This is a genomic window from Bradyrhizobium sp. CAR08, from assembly GCF_052871955.1.
Window position 1 is genome coordinate 109,763 of sequence record NZ_JBIXJX010000003.1, and the last position, 19,242, is coordinate 129,004.

18 protein-coding genes are annotated in these 19,242 nt (G+C 63.5%); 8 read left to right on the forward strand and 10 right to left on the reverse strand.

Annotated elements, in window-relative coordinates:
* Nucleotides 1-28 precede the first annotated feature (28 nt).
* Complete coding sequence (holA, locus tag ACIPUD_RS07960; protein WP_085349236.1) at nt 29-1,057, forward strand: DNA polymerase III subunit delta; 1,029 nt, start codon at nt 29-31, stop codon at nt 1,055-1,057.
* A gap of 154 nt (nt 1,058-1,211) precedes the next feature.
* On the opposite strand, the gene ACIPUD_RS07965 is transcribed toward holA, so the two are convergent.
* The 7 genes from ACIPUD_RS07965 to hemJ form a co-directional block, all read right to left on the reverse strand.
* Complete coding sequence (locus ACIPUD_RS07965) at nt 1,212-2,096, reverse strand: ParB/RepB/Spo0J family partition protein (protein WP_085384736.1); 885 nt, start codon at nt 2,094-2,096, stop codon at nt 1,212-1,214.
* A 76-nt stretch (nt 2,097-2,172) separates the two neighbouring features.
* Nucleotides 2,173-3,027: a ParA family protein gene (locus ACIPUD_RS07970; protein ID WP_018459645.1), complete on the reverse strand. Its 855-nt coding sequence runs from the start codon at nt 3,025-3,027 to the stop codon at nt 2,173-2,175.
* Between the two features lie 30 nt (nt 3,028-3,057).
* On the reverse strand, nt 3,058-3,831 hold the full coding sequence (gene rsmG / locus ACIPUD_RS07975) for a 16S rRNA (guanine(527)-N(7))-methyltransferase RsmG (protein ID WP_446480354.1): 774 nt from the start codon (nt 3,829-3,831) through the stop codon (nt 3,058-3,060).
* A gap of 7 nt (nt 3,832-3,838) precedes the next feature.
* Nucleotides 3,839-5,719: a tRNA uridine-5-carboxymethylaminomethyl(34) synthesis enzyme MnmG gene (gene mnmG, locus ACIPUD_RS07980; RefSeq protein WP_446480355.1), complete on the reverse strand. Its 1,881-nt coding sequence runs from the start codon at nt 5,717-5,719 to the stop codon at nt 3,839-3,841.
* A 434-nt stretch (nt 5,720-6,153) separates the two neighbouring features.
* Nucleotides 6,154-7,512: a tRNA uridine-5-carboxymethylaminomethyl(34) synthesis GTPase MnmE gene (gene mnmE, locus ACIPUD_RS07985; protein ID WP_446480356.1), complete on the reverse strand. Its 1,359-nt coding sequence runs from the start codon at nt 7,510-7,512 to the stop codon at nt 6,154-6,156.
* 309 nt (nt 7,513-7,821) lie between these two features.
* Nucleotides 7,822-9,087: a transcription termination factor Rho gene (gene rho / locus ACIPUD_RS07990; RefSeq protein WP_007598612.1), complete on the reverse strand. Its 1,266-nt coding sequence runs from the start codon at nt 9,085-9,087 to the stop codon at nt 7,822-7,824.
* 247 nt (nt 9,088-9,334) lie between these two features.
* On the reverse strand, nt 9,335-9,769 hold the full coding sequence (gene hemJ / locus ACIPUD_RS07995) for a protoporphyrinogen oxidase HemJ (RefSeq protein WP_018459641.1): 435 nt from the start codon (nt 9,767-9,769) through the stop codon (nt 9,335-9,337).
* 461 nt (nt 9,770-10,230) lie between these two features.
* Between hemJ and ACIPUD_RS08000 the strand changes: the two genes are divergently transcribed.
* The 4 genes from ACIPUD_RS08000 to dnaQ are packed head-to-tail and all read left to right on the forward strand — an operon-like array spanning nt 10,231 to nt 13,065.
* Nucleotides 10,231-11,070 (forward strand): pyruvate, water dikinase regulatory protein, encoded by an 840-nt coding sequence (locus ACIPUD_RS08000; RefSeq protein WP_018459640.1) that lies wholly within the window; start codon nt 10,231-10,233, stop codon nt 11,068-11,070.
* Nucleotides 11,071-11,088: 18 nt separating this feature from the next.
* Complete coding sequence (locus ACIPUD_RS08005; RefSeq protein WP_204512922.1) at nt 11,089-11,697, forward strand: Maf family protein; 609 nt, start codon at nt 11,089-11,091, stop codon at nt 11,695-11,697.
* Nucleotides 11,698-11,720: 23 nt separating this feature from the next.
* Nucleotides 11,721-12,320, forward strand: a complete 600-nt coding sequence (gene coaE / locus ACIPUD_RS08010) for a dephospho-CoA kinase (RefSeq protein WP_204512923.1) — start codon at nt 11,721-11,723, stop codon at nt 12,318-12,320.
* 28 nt (nt 12,321-12,348) lie between these two features.
* Nucleotides 12,349-13,065 carry a DNA polymerase III subunit epsilon gene (gene dnaQ, locus ACIPUD_RS08015; protein ID WP_204512924.1) on the forward strand — a complete coding sequence of 239 codons (717 nt, stop codon included), beginning with the start codon at nt 12,349-12,351 and terminating at the stop codon, nt 13,063-13,065.
* Here dnaQ and secB read toward each other — a convergent pair.
* The gene (secB, locus tag ACIPUD_RS08020; RefSeq protein WP_007598595.1) at nt 13,062-13,544 is read right to left on the reverse strand and encodes a protein-export chaperone SecB; all 483 of its coding nucleotides are present in this window, start codon (nt 13,542-13,544) and stop codon (nt 13,062-13,064) included. The two genes, dnaQ and secB, sit on opposite strands and share 4 nt — an antisense overlap.
* 415 nt (nt 13,545-13,959) lie before the next feature.
* Between secB and ACIPUD_RS08025 the strand changes: the two genes are divergently transcribed.
* The 3 genes from ACIPUD_RS08025 to ACIPUD_RS08035 are packed head-to-tail and all read left to right on the forward strand — an operon-like array spanning nt 13,960 to nt 16,743.
* The gene (locus ACIPUD_RS08025) at nt 13,960-14,655 is read left to right on the forward strand and encodes a Tim44/TimA family putative adaptor protein (RefSeq protein WP_085349245.1); all 696 of its coding nucleotides are present in this window, start codon (nt 13,960-13,962) and stop codon (nt 14,653-14,655) included.
* A complete protein-coding gene (gene mltA / locus ACIPUD_RS08030) occupies nt 14,633-16,156 on the forward strand; it encodes a murein transglycosylase A (protein WP_018459636.1) in 1,524 nt (507 codons plus the stop codon). Before ACIPUD_RS08025 ends, mltA begins: the two co-directional genes overlap by 23 nt.
* On the forward strand, nt 16,153-16,743 hold the full coding sequence (locus tag ACIPUD_RS08035; RefSeq protein ID WP_085349246.1) for a Smr/MutS family protein: 591 nt from the start codon (nt 16,153-16,155) through the stop codon (nt 16,741-16,743). The genes mltA and ACIPUD_RS08035 overlap by 4 nt, the downstream gene beginning before the upstream one ends.
* Here ACIPUD_RS08035 and ACIPUD_RS08040 read toward each other — a convergent pair.
* Both ACIPUD_RS08040 and hslU read right to left on the reverse strand, forming a co-directional pair.
* Entirely contained in the window at nt 16,740-17,864 is a 1,125-nt protein-coding gene (locus ACIPUD_RS08040; RefSeq protein ID WP_446480357.1) for a hypothetical protein, read from the reverse strand. The genes ACIPUD_RS08035 and ACIPUD_RS08040 overlap by 4 nt on opposite strands.
* 28 nt (nt 17,865-17,892) lie before the next feature.
* Nucleotides 17,893-19,197, reverse strand: coding sequence for an ATP-dependent protease ATPase subunit HslU (hslU, locus tag ACIPUD_RS08045; RefSeq protein ID WP_018459633.1), 1,305 nt, complete (start codon nt 19,195-19,197; stop codon nt 17,893-17,895).
* Nucleotides 19,198-19,242 lie beyond the last annotated feature (45 nt).

The following is a 19,242-nucleotide window of genomic DNA, read 5'->3' on the forward strand; positions in this document are numbered from 1 at the left end:
TCGCCCGGAATGACGAGTCCCAGGCAACATGGTCGCGCTGCGCGGAAAAGAGATCGACGCCTTTCTCGCCCGCCCCGATGCGGGCCGTCCGATCATCCTGCTCTATGGTCCCGACGCCGGCCTGGTCCGCGAACGCGCGGATGCGCTGATCGCCTCGGCCGTCGACGATCCCAATGATCCCTTCTCGCTGGTCAAGGTCGATGGCGACGAGCTCTCCGCCGAGCCGTCGCGCCTCGTCGACGAGGCCATGACGGTGCCGCTGTTCGGCGGCCGCCGCGCCATCCGCGTGCGCGCCGGCTCGCGCAGCTTTGCCAGTGCTATCGACACACTGGCGGAGATGGGCGTCAGGGATTGCCGCATCGTGATCGAGGCCGGCGAGCTGCGTCCGGAATCGCCACTGCGCAAGGCCTGCGAACGCGCCAAGACGGCCGTCGCGATCGCCTGCTATCCCGATACCGAGCGCGATCTCGCCAAGCTGATGGAAGACGAGCTCCGCATCGCCAATTTGCGCATCGCGCAAGATGCCCGCGCGGCGCTGATGTCGTTCCTCGGCGGCGATCGCCAGGCCTCCCGCAACGAGCTGCGCAAGCTCACGCTCTATGCCCATGGCAAGGGCGAGATCACGCTGGATGACGTGATGGCTGTCGTCGCCGATGCGTCGGAACTGAAACTCGATCCGATCGTCGATGGCGCCTTCGCCGGCCGGCCCGAGATCGTCGAGAACGAGTTTGCCAAAGCCATGATCGCCGGCACCTACCCCGGCGTGATCATCTCCGCGGCGCAGCGTCAGGCGGCGTGGCTGCACAAATCGGCGCTCGCAATCGCCGACGGCACGCCCGCATCCGCGGTGCTCGACAGCGGCTATCCGCGCCTGCATTTTTCGCGGAAGCCCGCGGTCGAAACCGCATTGCGCAATTTCAGCGTGGCGCGGCTCGCCGTCATCATCGAGCAGCTCGCGACCGCCGCGCTCGATACCCGCAAGCAATCCACCCTCGCCGCCGCCATCGCCCAGCGCACGCTGATGGCGATCGCCGCAAACGCGAAGCGGCGGAGCTGAGCTTCCCGCACTGTCCCCTCGTCATTGCGAGGAGCCCTTGCGACGAAGCAATCCAGAATCTCTCCGCGGAAAGATTCTGGATGGCTTCGCTGCGCTCGCAATGACGTGTGGATCGGCATGAGGTCCTGGCTTTCGCCAGGACGACACCAAGCGGCTACAGCGCGCCCTTCGCCAGCCGCCGCATCACCTCGTCGAGCTGATCGAGGTTGCGGTAGTTGATCTGGACCGAGCCGCCGGGGTCTCGGTGGCTCACCGTGACCTTGAGCCCGAGCGCGTCGCTGACGCGCTTTTCGAGGTCGACCGTGTCAGGGTCTTTTTCCTTCGCCCCCGAGCGCGCCTTCTGCGGCTTGCGCTCCGGCACGCCCTCTTCATGCGCCAGCGCCTCGGCCTGGCGGACGTTGAGGCCCTCCTCGACGATGCGCTTGGCGGCCGCGAGCGGATCAGGCACGCCGATCAGCGCGCGGGCATGACCTGCGGTCAGCTCGCCGCTCGTGATCAGGGTTTGCACCTCGGCGGGAAGCTTCGTCAGCCGCATCATGTTGGCGATGTGGCTGCGGCTCTTGCCGACGACTTTGGCGATGTCGTCCTGGCTGCGTTTGAACTCGTTGGCGAGCGCGTGATACCCAAGCGCCTCTTCCATCGGGTTGAGGTCTTCGCGTTGCACGTTCTCGACGATCGCGAACTCCAGCGCATCGCTGTCGCTGATGTCGACGGGGACGATCGGCACTTCGTGCAGGCCGGCCATTTGCGAGGCGCGCCAGCGCCGTTCGCCGGCGATGATCTCGAAGCGGTCCTGCGCACCCTTCACCGGGCGCACCACGATCGGCTGGATCACGCCATGCTGCCTGATCGAATCGCTGAGCTCCCTGAGCTCGCTCTCCGAAAAGGTGCGGCGCGGGTTGCGCGGATTGGGCTTGATGAACTCGATCGGCACCTTGCGTTGCGCGCGCGGCCGATCGACATGCTGAGCCTCGCCGCCGACGTCACCGATCAGACTCGCAAGACCCCGGCCCAGTCGCGAACGCGCTTCGTCGGCCATCGCCAGCTCCCTTGGATTCACGCTGCACTCCAGAACTGAATTGTCGAAACTCGTAACTCGTAGCATCAACGCCGCTTCAATGCGTCGTCCGCAGCTCGCGCTCGCGCTGGATCACTTCGGTGGCGAGCCGCAGATAAGCTTCGCTGCCGACGCATTTGAGATCGTAGACGAGCACCGGCTTGCCGTAGGACGGCGCCTCCGAGATGCGCACGTTGCGCGGGATCATGGTCTTGTAGACCTTCTCGCCCATGAACTGCCGGACGTCGGCAACGACCTGGTTCGAGAGATTGTTGCGCGAGTCGAACATGGTCAGCACGATGCCGTGGATCGACAGGCTCGGATTGAGCGTCGAGCGCACCTGCTCCACCGTCTGCAGCAATTGCGACAGACCTTCGAGCGCGAAGAACTCGCACTGGAGCGGCACCAGGATTGCGTCGGAAGCCGCCATCGCGTTCACGGTGATCAAGTTGAGCGAGGGCGGACAGTCGATCAGCACGTAAGTGTAATCGGCGTCGGGCGAGACGTTGTTGTTGAGCGCGCTGATCGCATCGCGCAGCTTGTACGCACGACCCGGCGTGGTGCCGAGCTCGAGCTCAAGGCCGGAGAGATCCATGGTCGAGGGCGCGATATGCAGCCGCGGCACTGCCGTCGACACCACCGCTTCCCGCAGGCTCGCCTCGCCGATCAGAACGTCATAGGTCGAGCAGGAGCGGTTGCGGCGATCGATGCCGAGTCCGGTCGAGGCATTGCCCTGCGGATCGAGATCGACGATCAGGACGCGCTCGCCGATCGCAGCGAGCGCCGTGCCGAGATTGATCGCCGTGGTTGTTTTTCCCACGCCGCCCTTCTGATTCGCCAGCGCCAGGATGCGCGGATGGCCCTGCGGGACGGCGGCGGTCTGTTCTTGCTGCGGTTCGTCAATCACGCTCATCGCAAATTCCCCCACTCGGCCCCTGACGCCTCACCCGCGCCGTTCGACGGAAGCCAGCTCGACGATCCAACCGTCGCCTGTACGGCTGTGGTGGAGCTGCGGCTGAATATTCCAATATTTAGTGGCTTCGGTCAATTCAGACTCTACATCTTGACCCTTGAGAAACAACGCCTTTGCGCCCCGGCGCATCAGCGGCTCCGCAAAGCCGATGAGTTGATGTAGCGGAGCCAGCGCACGCGCGGTGACGCAATCGACCGGGCCGGTGATTCTATCCACATTATCCCCGATCTCAGCGAGATGTACGACTCCCGGAGATGTCGTGACGCGCACGGCTTCGCGCAGGAAGGCCGCCTTCTTGGCGATTCGCTCGACCAGATGGACGCTCGCCCCGGCCGTCCCGGCCATGGCGCAGGCCAGGACGATCCCGGGAAAGCCGCCACCGCTGCCGAGGTCGGCCCAACGTTTGGCCGATGGGGCGAGAGCGACGACCTGAAGAGAGTCGGCGATGTGCCGGGTCCAGAGGTACGGCAATGTCGAGGGCGCGACGAGGTTGGTCTTGGCCTGCCACTCCCGCAGCAGTGCGATGTAGCGATCGAGCCGGGCTTCCGTTTCATGTGAAACAGGCGCGAGGTTGAGCGCCGCAACCTTGTCGGCTGCAATGACGACGTCCCACGATCGATCGTTGGCGCTGGCCTTGTCGATCTTTGGCCGGGCAGGCGCCGGTTCGGAGCGAACACCGGCACCCTCACCCGCCGAGGGTTTTCCTGAAGACGATCTGCCGCCGCCCGGCCCGCGCTGTTTCACGTGAAACCTATGCGATTACTTTGGAAGTCTTCCGCGCTTCGCGGCGGAGATAGGCCGCAAGAATGCCGAGCGCGGCAGGCGTCATGCCGTCGATTCGGCCGGCCTGGCCAACGGTGAACGGCCGCGCGTTCTCCAGCTTGGCCCGCACCTCATTGGAGAGACCGGGGACCTGCTGGTAATCGACGTCCGACAACACCATCCCCTCGTCCCGCCTGAAGGCTTCGACGTCCGCGCTCTGGCGCTCCAGATAGACATCGTACTTCGCGTCGATCTCGAGATGGGTGGCAATGACGGGATCAATGCCGGACAGCTCGGGCCAGATCGCACGGACCTGGCTCCAGCCAATATCGGGATAGGCCATCAGTTCGAAAGCCGAGCGCCGCTGGCCGTCCCGGTTCAGGGTCAGACCCTGCTTAATGGCCTCGTTCGGGGTGATCGTCAGCGACTTCGAGAGCGCTCGTGCCGCATTCAAGGCGTCCATCTTGGCGCGGTGATGCACGGTCCGGGCGCTCCCGACGCATCCCAAGGCGATGCCCTTCTCGGTTAGACGCTGGTCGGCGTTGTCCGCACGCAGTGTCAGCCGGTACTCGGCCCTAGAGGTGAACATCCGATAGGGTTCGCTGATGCCGCGGGTGACGAGGTCGTCGATCATCACGCCGAGATAGCCATCAGCTCGGTCGAACACCGTCAGCGCGGCGCCGCTCGCAGCCAATGCCGCGTTCAGCCCGGCCACGATGCCCTGGCCGGCGGCTTCCTCGTATCCGGTCGTGCCGTTGATCTGGCCGGCCAGGAACAAGCCGCGCAGGCGCTTGGTCTGGAGGGTCGGATCGAGCTCACGCGGATCGATGTGGTCGTATTCGATGGCATAGCCCGGCCGGACCATCTTCACCCGCTCCAGGCCGGGAATGGTTGCTAGGATGGCGAGCTGAACGTCCTCCGGCAGCGAGGTCGAGATGCCGTTGGGATAGACAGTGCTGTCGTCGAGCCCTTCCGGCTCCAGGAAGATCTGGTGACCGTCGCGATCGCCGAAGCGAACGATCTTGTCCTCGATCGAGGGGCAATAGCGCGGTCCGGAGCTCTTGATCTGGCCGAAGTACATCGGAGAGCGATGAACATTGGCCCGGATCACCTCATGGGTGGCGGAATTGGTTCGGGTGATTCCGCACTGGATCTGCGGCGTCGTGATCCGCTCGGTCACCATCGAAAACGGCTCCGGAGGCTCGTCCCCCGGCTGCATCTCGACCGCCGACCAGTCGATCGTCGTGCCATCCAGACGCGGCGGAGTGCCCGTCTTGAGCCGTCCAAGGGTGAATCCGGCGCGCTCGAACGAGGTCGAAAGGCCCATCGCAGGCGCCTCGCCGACCCTGCCGGCGGGCCAATTCTTCTCTCCGAGATGGATCAGACCGCGAAGGAAGGTGCCGGTGGTGACGACGACAGCCCCTGCCCGAAGCTGGCGGCCATCTGCCAGGCGCAGGCCGATCACCCGTCCCTCGACCACGATCAGCTCGTCCGCTTCGCCTTCGACCACGGCAAGACCCTCGGTCTCCCGGATCGCCGCCTGCATCGCGGCCGCATAGAGCTTCCGGTCGGCCTGCGCGCGCGGACCACGGACCGCTGGGCCCTTACGGCGATTGAGAACGCGAAACTGAATACCGCCGGCGTCGCCGACCCGGCCCATCAGACCATCGAGCGCGTCGACCTCGCGAACCAGATGGCCCTTGCCGAGACCGCCAATGGCGGGATTGCAGGACATCGCGCCGACCGTGGAGAAGCGGTGCGTCACCAGAGCGGTCGCCGCGCCCATCCGGGCAGAGGCAGAAGCGGCCTCACAGCCGGCATGGCCGCCGCCAATCACAATGACGTCGAAGCTCTCTCGCTCTGTTCGCATGGACGGACTTCTAGCTCAGAGGCGGGGAAGCCGGAAGCGGAAACTGGAAAGGGCGGTTGTTTCACGTGAAACGGTGCAAGCGGAGCCCAGATGTTTTTCGCGAAAACAACCCCATGCACAGTAGAACCGCCCTTGGAAAGATTTATTTTCAGTGGGAGAAAACGGAGCTCCCGAAGCATAAAGTGTCTACTGAAGGGCCGTAACGTCCAGATGCGGCCCGGTCTCCGAAGCTCGATGGCAGCGGCATACTCCCATCATCGCGAGCGGAGTGATCCGGGATCTCTCCGCTCACCCGCTCCCTTAGCTGCCACGTTTGCCAGCAAATATGTGTAATGGAGTCACGTTTCACGTGAAACGTCTCGAAACGCGACCGCAGTGTTTCACGTGAAACGAAGAAGTGGAACAAAGGCTAGTTCTACAATGAAGAACTAGGGCTACTTCCCAACGCAGAACTTCTGAAAAATCGCCCCCAGGACGTCCTCGACATCCACCCGACCCAGCAGCCGGCCCAAGGCATAGGCCGCAGCGCGCAGCTCTTCGGCGGCAAGCTCCTCGCCGTCTTCTACAAGCTCCAGACTCCGCCGCAAGCTGTCCGACGCTCGGCGCAGCAAATCCCGCTGCCGGGCCCGGGTCACCAACGCGCCCTCAGTCGTTCCGAAGAAGTCGGCGGCGAATTTCACCATAGCATCGACCAGCTCGGGAATGCCGTCCCCCCGGCTGGCGGCGATTCCGAACTCACCGTACAGGCCGACGTCCTCGACCCCGCCGAGATCGATCTTGTTGCGCACGATCCAGACCGAACCGCCGGAGCGGCTGCCTGAGTTGCCGGACTTCCCCAGCAACGGCATTGCGGCCGGATCGACCGCGCGCCCCGCCTCCACCAGCCACAACACGAGGTCGGCGTCTTCGGCTCGGGCTCGCGCCCGGCGAACACCCTCCTGCTCCACCGGATCGTCGGTCTCGCGAATGCCGGCCGTGTCGATCACCGTGACGGGATAGCCATCAAGATCGAGCTGCACCTCGATCACATCGCGTGTCGTGCCAGCATGCGGCGAGACGATCGCGACGTCGCGGCGCGCGAGCTGGTTGATCAGCGTCGACTTGCCGACATTCGGCTCGCCCGCGATCGCAACCACCAGGCCGTCACGCAAGCGTTCAGCTTGTCCCTGTGCCGCAAGGACTTCTGCGATTTCGTCATGCAGCGCACTGATCGCCTTGACCGCAGGCGCTCTCAACTCGGCGGGCACATCGCCCTCGTCGGAGAAATCGATGCCGGCCTCGATCAAGGCCGAGGCGTCGATGATGCGCTCGCGCCAGTCGCGCGCGCGATTGCCGAGGAGACCCTGCAACTGCCGCAACGCCTGGCGGCGCTGGCGGTCGGTGTCGGCATGAATGAGATCGTCGAGGCCCTCCGCCCCGGTCAGGTCGAGCTTGCCGTTCTCGAAGGCGCGCCGGGTGAATTCGCCCGGTTCGGCGGCTCGCATATTCGGAATTACGGAAATTGCGGTAAACAGTGCGGCCAGCACCGCGCGGCCGCCATGGACGTGAAATTCGGCGACGTCCTCGCCGGTCGCGCTGCCGGGCCCCGGAAACCACAACACCACCGAATCGTCGATCGGCTGGCCCACGCCGTCATGAAGGAGCCGGCGGCTGGCCTGCCTCGGCGCCGGCAGCTTGCCCGCCAGCGTCGTCAGCACCAGGCTGGCGCCTGGCCCGGAGACACGCACCGCCGCAAGCGCACTTGGCGGACGGCCAGACGACAGTGCAAAGATGGTGTGGTCTCGCGGATACATAGCCTATTTGTCCGGCTGAAAGGGAAAAGGCAAACATCCGTTTCGGCTGACAAATCGAGCGATTATGCTGCTTGGATTCTCGCAGCAAAACCAATAGTGCGATGCAATAAATTCGCGAGCGTCTACTGCAAGAACCACTTGCAACGGAATGAGCGGCATCCCTCGATCCGCTATTCATAGATTATATCAACATCTTAGACGACGCCTACTCCAGACGACAACGCCCCGCCATGCTGCAGCTCGCTGCAACAAAGTCGCACAAAGAAAAAGGGCGCCCGAAGGCGCCCTTTGGATCATGTTGCACTGCAATCAGGTGTTCATCGAATCGAAGAACTCGGAATTGCTCTTGGTCGAGCGCAGCTTGTCGAGCAGGAAGTCGATGCCGTCCATCGTCCCCATCGGATTCAGGATGCGGCGGAGTACGTACATCTTCTTCAAGACCACCGGATCGGTGATCAGCTCTTCCTTACGGGTGCCGGAGCGCGAAATGTCGATCGCCGGGAAGGTCCGCTTGTCCGACACCTTGCGATCGAGGATCAGCTCGGAGTTGCCGGTGCCCTTGAACTCTTCGAAGATGACTTCGTCCATACGGCTGCCGGTATCAACCAGCGCAGTCGCGATGATCGTCAGCGAGCCGCCCTCTTCGATGTTGCGGGCGGCGCCGAAGAACCGCTTCGGCCGCTGCAGCGCGTTGGCATCGACACCGCCGGTCAGCACCTTGCCCGATGACGGCACCACGGTGTTGTAGGCGCGGCCGAGGCGCGTGATGGAGTCCAGCAGGATCACGACGTCGCGGCCATGCTCAACCAGACGCTTGGCCTTCTCGATCACCATCTCGGCGACCTGGACATGGCGCACCGCCGGCTCGTCGAAGGTCGAGGAGACGACCTCGCCCTTCACCGAGCGCTGCATGTCCGTGACTTCTTCCGGACGTTCGTCGATCAGGAGCACGATCAGATAGCACTCGGGATGATTATGCGCGATCGAGTGCGCGATGTTCTGCATCAGCACGGTCTTGCCCGTGCGCGGCGGCGCGACGATCAGCGCGCGCTGACCCTTGCCGATCGGCGCAACGATGTCGATCACCCTTGCAGACAGGTCTTTCCGCGTGGGGTCGTCGATTTCCATGCGGAAGCGCTGATTCGGAAACAGCGGCGTGAGGTTGTCGAAATTGACCTTGTGCTTGGCCTTTTCCGGGTCCTCGAAATTGAGCGTGTTGACCTTCAGCAGCGCGAAATAGCGCTCGCCCTCCTTCGGGCTGCGGATGTGGCCTTCGATAGTGTCGCCGGTGCGCAGGCCAAAACGGCGGATCTGCGAGGGCGAAACGTAGATGTCATCCGGGCCCGGCAGATAATTCGCATCGGGCGAGCGGAGGAAGCCGAAGCCGTCGGAGAGAACCTCGACGACGCCTTCGCCGACGATGTCGGTCTCGGCGAGCGCAAGCTGCTTGAGGATGGCGAACAGCAGCTCCTGCTTGCGCATGGTGCTGGCATTCTCGACCCCATTCTCTTCCGCGAACGAGACGAGCTCGGCCGGCGTCTTCGACTTGAGGTCCTGGAGTTTGATTTCCCGCATTGGGGTGGTCCTGTGGGGTAACCTGGGAGGGGCGTGCGAGGAGGCTCTGAAATGCGGACGCGAAAAGGTAAGGTCCGCAGGTCTGGCAAGGAGAGCGCCGGTGAGGCTTCAAACCTGATGGGGTGTCCGGCCTCTGGAAAGCTCAGACACGACCACATCCGCCTGCGTTGGGTGGGATATCGCTAATATAGAAAATCGCCTCACACTCCGCAAGCAGAAGCACTGAGCGATTGTTCGCGACCGCTGCCTAGAACGGCTTCACGATCACCATGATGACGATCAGAATCATCAAGGCAGTTGGTACCTCGTTGATAATCCGATAGAATTTCTGGCTCCGGGGGCGCCGGTCCGCCGCGAAATCCTTCAGCCAGCGCGAAAAAAAGCCGTGGACCGCGGACATCGCCAGGACCAGTGCCAGTTTTACGTGCAGCCAGCCGAAAGTGAACCAGTGTCCAGCCCAGGCGAGGTAGAGCCCGGCGAGCCAGGTCACGATCATAGCGGGGTTGATGATCGCCTTGAACAGCCGCCGTTCCATGATCTTGAACGTTTCCGACTGCTGCGAGCCGACTTCAGCCTCGCAATGATAAACGAACAGCCGTGGCAAATAGAGCATGCCCGCCATCCAGGAAATGACGGCGATCACATGCAGCGCCTTGATCCAGAGGTAGACGTCTTCAAACATGTCTGGGGGTCCGGATTCCTGCCCAGCCGAGGGGAAACGTTGGGGATAGTAAGAACTCGTTAAGGTCTTGCCTGCACACATATCCGTCCGTAGCGCCCTTCTCCAATAAGAATCTTAGATTCTTAAGGTTTGAGTCTATATGACGGTGAATTGGACTCACACATCTCCGTCCGCCCGTTCACACGCGCTTGTTCACATCCATCAACATATCCTCTGACAGCTCCGGCCGCTTTCGATAAGTCGGTCAGCTTCAAAGGCTTGCGCGTTTCTGTCGGCAGCTTATCAAGAGGGTTATCGACGCAATCCCGTTTCCCTTTCGGGAGGGCGTCGAAGTTGTTCTCAGGGGCAGCGGTGTGAAGAAAATCCGCCGTTGTCCCGCCCCCGGTGTCGCACATCCCTTTCCGGGAGGTTAAGCTCCACAGAAATCCACAAACCACACCGACTCCATACAAAGGGCTTTTGTGCCGACTTCGAACAATTATTTCCATCTGCACCTCGTCTCCGACTCCACCGGTGAGACGCTGATCACGGTCGCGCGCGCCGTTGCCGCCCAGTACGCCAACGTGACCCCGGTCGAGCACGTCTATCCGCTGGTGCGCAGCCAGAAACAGCTCGATCGCGTGCTCGACGAGATCGAGGAAGCGCCGGGAATCGTGCTGTTCACGCTGCTCGAGAAGGATCTGGTTTCGAGGCTCGAGGATAAGTGCAAGGGGATCAATGTTCCGAGCCTGTCGATCATCGGGCCGGTGATGCAGTTGTTCGAGGCCTATCTCGGAGCTGCCACGACCGGCCGGGTCGGCGCCCAGCACGTGCTCAATGCCGAATACTTCAAGCGTATCGACGCGTTGAACTACACGATGATCCACGATGACGGCCAGCATGTCGAAGGGCTCGACGACGCGGACGTGGTGCTCGTCGGCGTTTCCCGCACCTCCAAGACCCCGACGTCGATCTACCTTGCCAACCGAGGCATCCGCACTGCCAACGTGCCGCTGGTTCCAGGCATTCCGGTGCCCTCGCAACTGGAGACGTTGACGCGACCGCTGGTGGTGAGCTTGCATGCGACGCCGGAACGATTGATCCAGGTGCGCACGAACCGCCTGCTCTCCATGGGGGCCGATTCCAGCAGCGACACTTATACCGACAAGCAATCGGTCGCCGAGGAGGTCGCATTTGCCCGCAAGCTGAGCGCCAAGCACGATTGGCCGCTGCTCGACGTCACGCGGCGCTCGATCGAGGAAACCGCCGCGGCGATCATGAAACTTTACAGCGATCGTCAGCGTAACCGGCCTTCTGAATAGCTTTGGGATAGTTTCGCGATGGGTCTCTGGCTCGGCAAATCTTCGTTGATCCTGGCCTCGCAGAGCAGCGCGAGAAAGATGCTCCTGGCGAATGCCGGGCTCGAGTTCAAGGCGATCACGGCTGATATCGACGAGCGCGGCATCCAGGCCGCCTCCGGGCTTTCTGGTCCGCGCGAGATTGCCCTGCTGCTGGCGCGCGAAAAAGCCAAGGCAGTCTCGGCCCATCACGTTGGAAGCACCGTCATTGGTGCTGATCAAACGCTGGCGCTTGGCGATCGCCTCTTCAACAAGCCAGCGGGCCGCGCCCAGGCGCTGGCGCAGCTGCGCGATCTCTCCGGCCATAGCCATGAGCTGAATTCCGCCGTGGCGATCGCACGCGATGGCGAGATCATCTTCGAGGACGTCTCGGTTGCCCGCCTCACGATGCGGCAGATGACCGAGGCCGAGCTTTCGGCCTATCTCGACATCGCCGGCGGCGCCGTCAGCACCAGCGTCGGCGGCTATCAGCTCGAAAGCCTGGGGATCCATTTGTTCGAGCGTATCGAGGGCGACCACTTCACCATTCTAGGCTTGCCGCTGCTGCCGCTGCTTGCGTTCCTGCGGCGCGAGCGGCTAGTTGCGGTGTGACTGGCAGATATGGTTGGGCGCTGATGCGGATCCTGGGACTGACAGGCTCGATCGGGATGGGCAAATCCACCACCGCGAAATTATTCGCGGAGGCTGGCGTGCCTGTCTACGATGCCGATGCGGCCGTCCATCAGCTCTATGAGGGCGAGGCCGCACCCGCGATCGAGGCCGCCTTCCCCGGCACTACCGCGAACGGCAAGGTTGATCGGCCAAAACTCTCGGCGCGTGTGGTGCACGATCCTGCGGCCATCAAGCAGCTCGAGCAGATCGTCCATCCGATGCTCGGCGCTTCCCGGAAAAAATTCTTCGCCGACGCAAAAGCCGCCAACGCGCCGGTCGTGGTGCTGGACATTCCGCTGCTGTTCGAGACGGGTGGCGAGACGCGGGTCGATGCCGTAGTCGTCGTCACCACGTCTCCGGAACTGCAGCGCGAGCGGGTGCTGGCGCGCGGCACGATGGACGAGGCCAAGCTCGACGCCATCATCGCCAAGCAGACACCCGATGCGGAAAAGCGCAGGCGTGCCGATTTCGTGGTGGATACATCCCACGGACTCGAACCGGTGCGCGCCCAAATCGCGCACATCCTCGCCGACGTCGTTAAGATGCCGCAGCGGCGCGCCTGATTCGCCGCCTGACACGGCTTCCCAGATCATGCGCGAAATCGTTCTCGACACAGAAACCACCGGCCTTGACCCGTTGCGGGGAGATCGCCTGGTCGAAATCGGCTGCGTCGAGATGCTCAATCGCATGCCGACGGGGCAGAGTTTCCACGTCTACATCAATCCCGAAAGGGACATGCCGGCAGAAGCCTTTGCGGTGCACGGGCTGTCGGCCGAATTCCTGGCGACGAAGCAGCTGTTTCACGAGGTCGTCGACGATTTTCTGGAGTTCATCGGCGACGCGCCGCTGGTGATCCACAATGCCTCGTTCGACATCAGCTTCATCAATGCCGAGCTCGACCGGATCAAGCGCCCGGCGATCCCGCGCGAGCGGCTGGTCGATACGCTGCTGCTGGCTCGGCGCAAGCATCCCGGCGTGTCGAACCGGCTCGACGATCTCTGCTCACGCTATGCGATCGACAATTCACGCCGCACCAAGCACGGCGCATTGCTCGACGCCGAGCTGCTTGCGGAAGTCTATGTGGATCTGGTCGGGGCGCGGCAGTCGCAGCTGCTGCTTGCTTCGGAATCCGAAGAGACTCGCGCCAATGGGGCTGCCGATGCGCCTCGGCGGCAACGGCTGGCGCCGCTCACCCCGCGCATTTCGGACGCCGAGCGCGAGGCCCACCGGGCCTTCATCGCAACGCTCGGCGACAAGGCGATCTGGAACGAGTTCTTGCCCGCTCCAGCCGCCCCTTTGGCTGGTTAAGCCTGGCCGCTCGGCTGAGCGGCCATTTGCCGCTCCATGTTCTGGCGATAGAGGCCGACGAAGTCGACCGGATCCAGCATCAAAGGCGGGAACCCGCCGTCGCGCACGGCAGTGGCGATGATCTCACGGGCAAACGGGAACAGCAGGCGCGGGCATTCGATCATGACCAGCGGATGCAAATTGTCCTTCGGCACGTTGGAGATGCGGAAGACGCCGGCATAAGCGAGCTCGAACGAGAACATGATCTTGCCGGCGGTCTCGGCCTTGCCCTCGACCGACAGCGTCACCTCGAACTCCTGTTCGCTGAGATTGTTGGCGCTGACATTGATCTGGATGTTGATCTGGGGCGGCTGGCTCTGCTGCTGGAGCGAGCTGGGCGCATTCGGATTTTCGAACGAGAGGTCCTTGGTATATTGCGCCAGGACGTTGAGCTGGGGAGCCTGGGCCGCCTCGGGAGGGGTGCCGTTACCGTTGGTCATAAGAGTGTCTCCTTACCCGATTGGGCTGAATTTCGCGGCGGTTGGCTAACATAGGGCTACCTCGTTCCACAAGGACGAACGGTCCCGGATGGGGAAATCCGGCCACGCCCACAACTGTGGCGTTCACCCCGGCGATCCCGCGCAACTGCGCCTTAAACGATTGAAGATGCGCGATTTCCGGGCAGGATCGGGTTTCCCCTTAAGCATAAAACGCGCTACACTCGGTGCTGTGCCAAAAGGCGCCATTGGCCGGGCAAGATTTCGTGCCTACATCCCACGGACCTGACGCGCGGACCCAAAATGGTGATGTAGACTTGCCGTTCCGGTATGGAACGGTCTACTGGCCGGATCGATTTTCCCGGCACGATCCTTTCGAGACGGCCCCTTCTACAGACGACCAGAAAGCGAATACGACGTGGACATCTACACCATCATCTTCCTGGCGCTGGCGGTCTTCATCTTTCTGAGGCTGCGCAGCGTGCTGGGGCAGCGCACGGGCAACGAGCGGCCGCCGTTCGACCGCAACGCGCTCCAGGGCGCCCAGGACAAGAACGTCGTCACCATGCCGGGCAAGGTCATCGACCAGGCTCCCTTGGCGCCGGCGGCCGAGCCGACCCCGCCCTCCGACCGTTGGAAGGGCCTGACCGAGCCGGGCACCGTGCTTGCCCAGGGCCTCGACGCCATCGTCGAAAAGGATTCCACCTTCGATCCGCGGCATTTCATCTCCGGCGCCCGCGGCGCCTATGAGATGATCGTGCTGGCCTTTGCCAATGGCGACCGCCGCGCGCTGCGCGACCTGCTGTCGTCGGAGGTCTATGAAAGCTTCGATGCCGCGATCAAGGAGCGCGAGAAGAACGAGCAGAAGACCGAGACGCGTTTTGTCTCGATCGACAAGGCCGAGCTCGTCGGCGCCGAACTGCGCGACCGCACCGCCCAGCTCACGATCCGCTTCGTCTCGCAGATGATCTCGGCCACCCGGGACAAGGCCGGCAACATCGTCGACGGAAGCGCCGACACGGTCGCCGACATCACCGACATCTGGACTTTCGCCCGCGACATCACTTCTCGCGATCCGAACTGGAAGCTGGTTGGCACCGGAAGCGCGAATTAAGGTTTTCCTGAAGACCAGCGCGACGGCGCTTTGCGCAGGTGCCGTCGCGCTGTCGTCGTTTTCACTCGGCGCTGAGGCGGCGCGGCGCCACTATCGCAGCCATCACCATCATCTCCCGGAATTGCCTGCCGCGCCGCCGCGCGCCTTGCCATATCCGCAGCTTCCCCTGCCGCTCGAAATTCCCGGCGCCCAATATCTGCCGCTGGCCTGGGCCGACGTGAAGGGCTGGGGCGACGACAATCATCTCGCCGCCTACAAGACCTTTCGCGCGAGCTGCCGTCCGATCAACGCGCAGACCGGCGCTCCCGAACCGAAGGCTTTGGGCGCCTCGCTGGGCGAACCCTGCCGGGTCGCCAAATCGCTCGAGCTTACCGACGACGCTCGGGCCAAAACCTTCTTCGAGGAGAATTTTGCGCCGCTGCGGATCTCGCGCCTCGGCGAGCCCGATGGTTTCGTCACCGGCTATTACGAACCGGTGCTGGAGGGATCGCGCACGCAGACCGACGTCTACAATGTCCCGGTCTATCGCCGCCCCTCGAATCTCTTTGTGCGCGGTTACAAGCAGGATTCGGTCAGCCTGCCCAACAAGGGCCCGGTCTATCGCAAGATCGGCCGCCGCAAGCTCGTGCCTTATTACGACCGCGCCGAGATCGAGGACGGCAAGATCGCCGGCCGCGGACTCGAGATTGCCTGGCTGAAGGACCCGACCGATCTGCTGTTCGCCCAGATCCAGGGTTCGGCGCGGATCAAGTTCGACGACGGCGGCACGGTCCGGCTCAACTACGACGCCTATAACGGCTATCCCTATACGGCGGTCGGTCGCATCCTGATCGAGCGCGGCATCATTCCAAAGGAAGAGATGTCGATGCAGAAGATCAGGGAGTGGATGGCGCAGACCCCTGACGGTGCCAAGGAGCTGCGCCGCCAGAACCGCTCCTACATCTTCTTTCGCGAGGTCAATCTATCCGACAAGGAGGAGGCGGTCGGCGCGCAAGGCATTCCGTTGACGGCCGGCCGCTCGATCGCCGTCGACAAATCGCTCCACGTCTACGGCACCCCGTTTTTCATCGAAGGCGAGCTGCCGATCGATTCCGAACGCGCGAAGACGCCGTTCCATCGGTTGATGATCGCGCAGGACACGGGCTCGGCCATCATCGGTCCGGCGCGCGCCGATCTCTATTTCGGCGCGGGTCAGGATGCCGGCCGGGTCTCCGGACGGCTGCGCCATGCCATGCATTTCGTGATGCTGGTGCCGAAGAGCCTCGATCCCACAACGCGCGGCGCGCGGCTCCCGGTGCCGGACCCGCGGCCCTCGGAGAAGATCGCAAAGCTGTTTCCGCAAACGGAGCCTGCGAAGGACAAGCCGCCTGCCGAGCTGCAAAGCAAGAGCGAGACGGTCGCTGTCGCTGGTCCAGTCCCGCTGCCGGTGCCGCGTCCCGTGATCGAGCCAGTTCAGGAGCCGCGGCGGCCGGTGAAAAATCGCTCCCATCGGCAACAATGAAGCGATCGTCCCGTCCGCCCGTGCTGGAGCCTCGTCCCTCGCCGCGCCGTCGCGCGCTGAGTGAGGAAGAGCGCGCGCTGTGGGATACGGTCGCAAAGCAGGTCAAGCCGCTGAGAAAGCATCGTGCGGCGAAGGCGCAAGCTGCACCACGCACCGAGTCTTCGCCTGCAGCGCCCGCCCCCCGGCTTGCGCCGTCGCCACGTCCGATTGCCGCTGCCCCGGCACCGCGCGCAGCGAAGCCGGCGGTGCCGCCGCTGGCGCCGCTCGGCAAGCGCGAGCGCACAAAGCTGTCGCGCGGGCGCAGCGAGATCGAGGCGCGGCTCGATCTGCACGGCATGACCCAGATGCGTGCCCACCGCGCGCTGAGCGGCTTCCTGCACCGCGCCCATCATGACGGCCTGACCTTCGTGCTGGTCATCACCGGCAAGGGCCGAAGCGGCGGCGAAAGCGGCGTGCTGCGCCGTCAGGTGCCGGAATGGCTGAGCCTGCCGGAATTCCGGGCCTTCGTCGTCGGGTTCGAAGAGGCCGGTATCGGCCATGGCGGCGAGGGCGCGCTCTACGTGCGGATCAGGCGGGCGAGATACTAGAACGGCCGCACGATTCCGACGCGCGGGATCAATGTGACAATCAGGCCGAAGATATTTGTCGTCTGATCTTCCGCCGAAATCAGCGGCGTCTCGCGTGCGGCGGGCAGCATCTTCACCGCGTGCAGGATCAGGAACATGCAGACGGCCCAGTTCGAGATCCAGCGCGAATAGTCGAATACCATCACGAACATCACGACACAGGCGAGGCTGACGCCGATCAGCGCCGCAATGACGAGGCGGCGATGCGTGTCGCTTGCGAGCGCGCCGATCAAATTCGCAAAATAGCGCCACAGCGGTGTGTGCAGCCAGATCAGCAGCGCGAACACGGGCACGCCGAGGATGTTGTGCGGCAGGCGGCCCCAGGTGTCGGAAATCTCCTTCGCCAACGGCTGATACCAGATGTAGGCGAACTGCAGCAGGTCGGCCCGCGACGGATCGGCCATCCGGCTCTTCAGATCGGCGACGAAATCCGCCTCCGGGACCGGCATCGTTCCCCAAAATTGCGCGGCGAAGAACAGCGCGGAGACGGCAACCAAGGCAATGATGCCGAACGCGACATTGGTGCGATCGCAGCCGTGCGTCAGATAATGCCTGATCACGACGATGGTGATGACGGTCGGCACATACATCAGGAGATGGATGTGGTGGATCAGGACGAGAACGCTCGAGAACAGCGCAGCGAGCGCCACGAACAGCAGCGAGCCGGCCGGCACCAGCAGCAGGATGATCGCCAGCGCGCAGCCATAGATGTCGAAATGGCCGAGCGTGTGCATGAAGTTCTTGAGGAAGAACGGCGAGCCCGCGATGAAGACGAACAGCGGCAATGTCTTCACGGTGAAGCCGAACGTCCTCCCGAATAGTCTTACATAAAGCCCGAGCGTCGCCAGCCATGTCGCGCCGCCGAGCGCGAACACCAGCCATTGCGGCACCTTGTCGGTGAACAGCGCGACGATCGCCCCGATCAGCGCGCGCTTGATGAAGCCGAAATGATAGTCGACGAGGAGGTGGATGTAGGGGACGTAAGGCGGCAGCTGGATCTTGTGAACGAAGACGCCGACGATGACCGCCGCGTTGATCGCGAGCAGGAGACGCCAGGGGTTTTGCAGGATGCGTGCGGTCACGCCGCATCCATAGCGCGGCCGCCCGGATTTACAAAATGAACCGGCTCAGATCCGCGTTCTTGGCGAGGTCGCCGACGTGCTTTTGCACGAAATCGGCGTCGACCCTGACGGTCTCGCCGCTGCGGTCGGGGGCGGTGAAGGAGATCTCGTCCAGCACCCGCTCCATCACCGTCTGCAGCCGCCGCGCGCCGATGTTCTCGACGGTCGAATTCACGGCCACCGCGACGTCCGCAAGCGCATCGATGGCGTTGTCGGTGATGTCGAGCGTGACCCCCTCGGTCTGCATCAGCGCGACATATTGCTTGATCAACGAGGCCTCGGGCTCGGTCAGGATGCGGCGCATGTCGTCGCGGGTCAGCGCCTGCAGCTCGACGCGGATCGGCAGGCGGCCCTGCAGTTCCGGCAACAAATCGGACGGTTTGGCGACGTGGAAGGCGCCTGAGGCAATGAACAGGATGTGGTCGGTCTTCACCGCGCCGTGCTTGGTCGAGACGGTGGTGCCCTCGATCAGCGGCAGCAGGTCGCGCTGCACGCCCTCGCGCGAGACGTCGCCGCCGGCGCGGCCTTCGCGGGCGCAGATCTTGTCGATCTCGTCCAGGAATACGATGCCGTTGTTCTCGACCGCGCTGATCGCCTCCATCGTCAACTGATCGCTGTCGAGCAGCTTGTCGGATTCCTCGTTGATGAGGATCTCATGCGAGCTCTCCACCGTCAGCCGCCGCGTCTTGCTGCGGCCGCCGAGCTTGCCGAAGATATCGCCGATCGACACCGCGCCCATCTGCGCGCCAGGCATGCCCGGGATCTCGAACATCGGAAAGCCGCTGCCGCCGCCTTGCGTCTCGATCTCGATTTCCTTGTCGTTGAGCTCGCCCGCGCGCAGCTTCTTGCGGAAGGAGTCCCGCGTCGCGGCGCTGGAATTGGCGCCGACCAGGGCATCAAGTACGCGCTCCTCAGCGGCGAGCTGCGCACGTGCCTGCACGTCTTTGCGCTTGCGCTCGCGGACCTGGGAAATCGCGACCTCGACGAGATCGCGCACGATCTGCTCGACGTCGCGGCCGACATAGCCGACCTCGGTGAATTTCGTCGCCTCGACCTTCAGGAACGGCGCGTTGGCAAGCTTGGCGAGCCGCCGCGCGATCTCGGTCTTGCCGACCCCGGTCGGGCCGATCATCAGGATGTTCTTCGGCAGCACCTCTTCGCGCAAGGAGCCTTCGAGCTGCTGCCGCCGCCAGCGGTTGCGCAGCGCGATCGAGACGGCGCGCTTGGCATCGGCCTGGCCGACGATGAAACGGTCGAGTTCGGAAACGATTTCGCGGGGGGAGAAGTCTGTCATGGGACCTTAGCTAGGATCAGATGCGGGGCGGGACAAGCCGCTTTT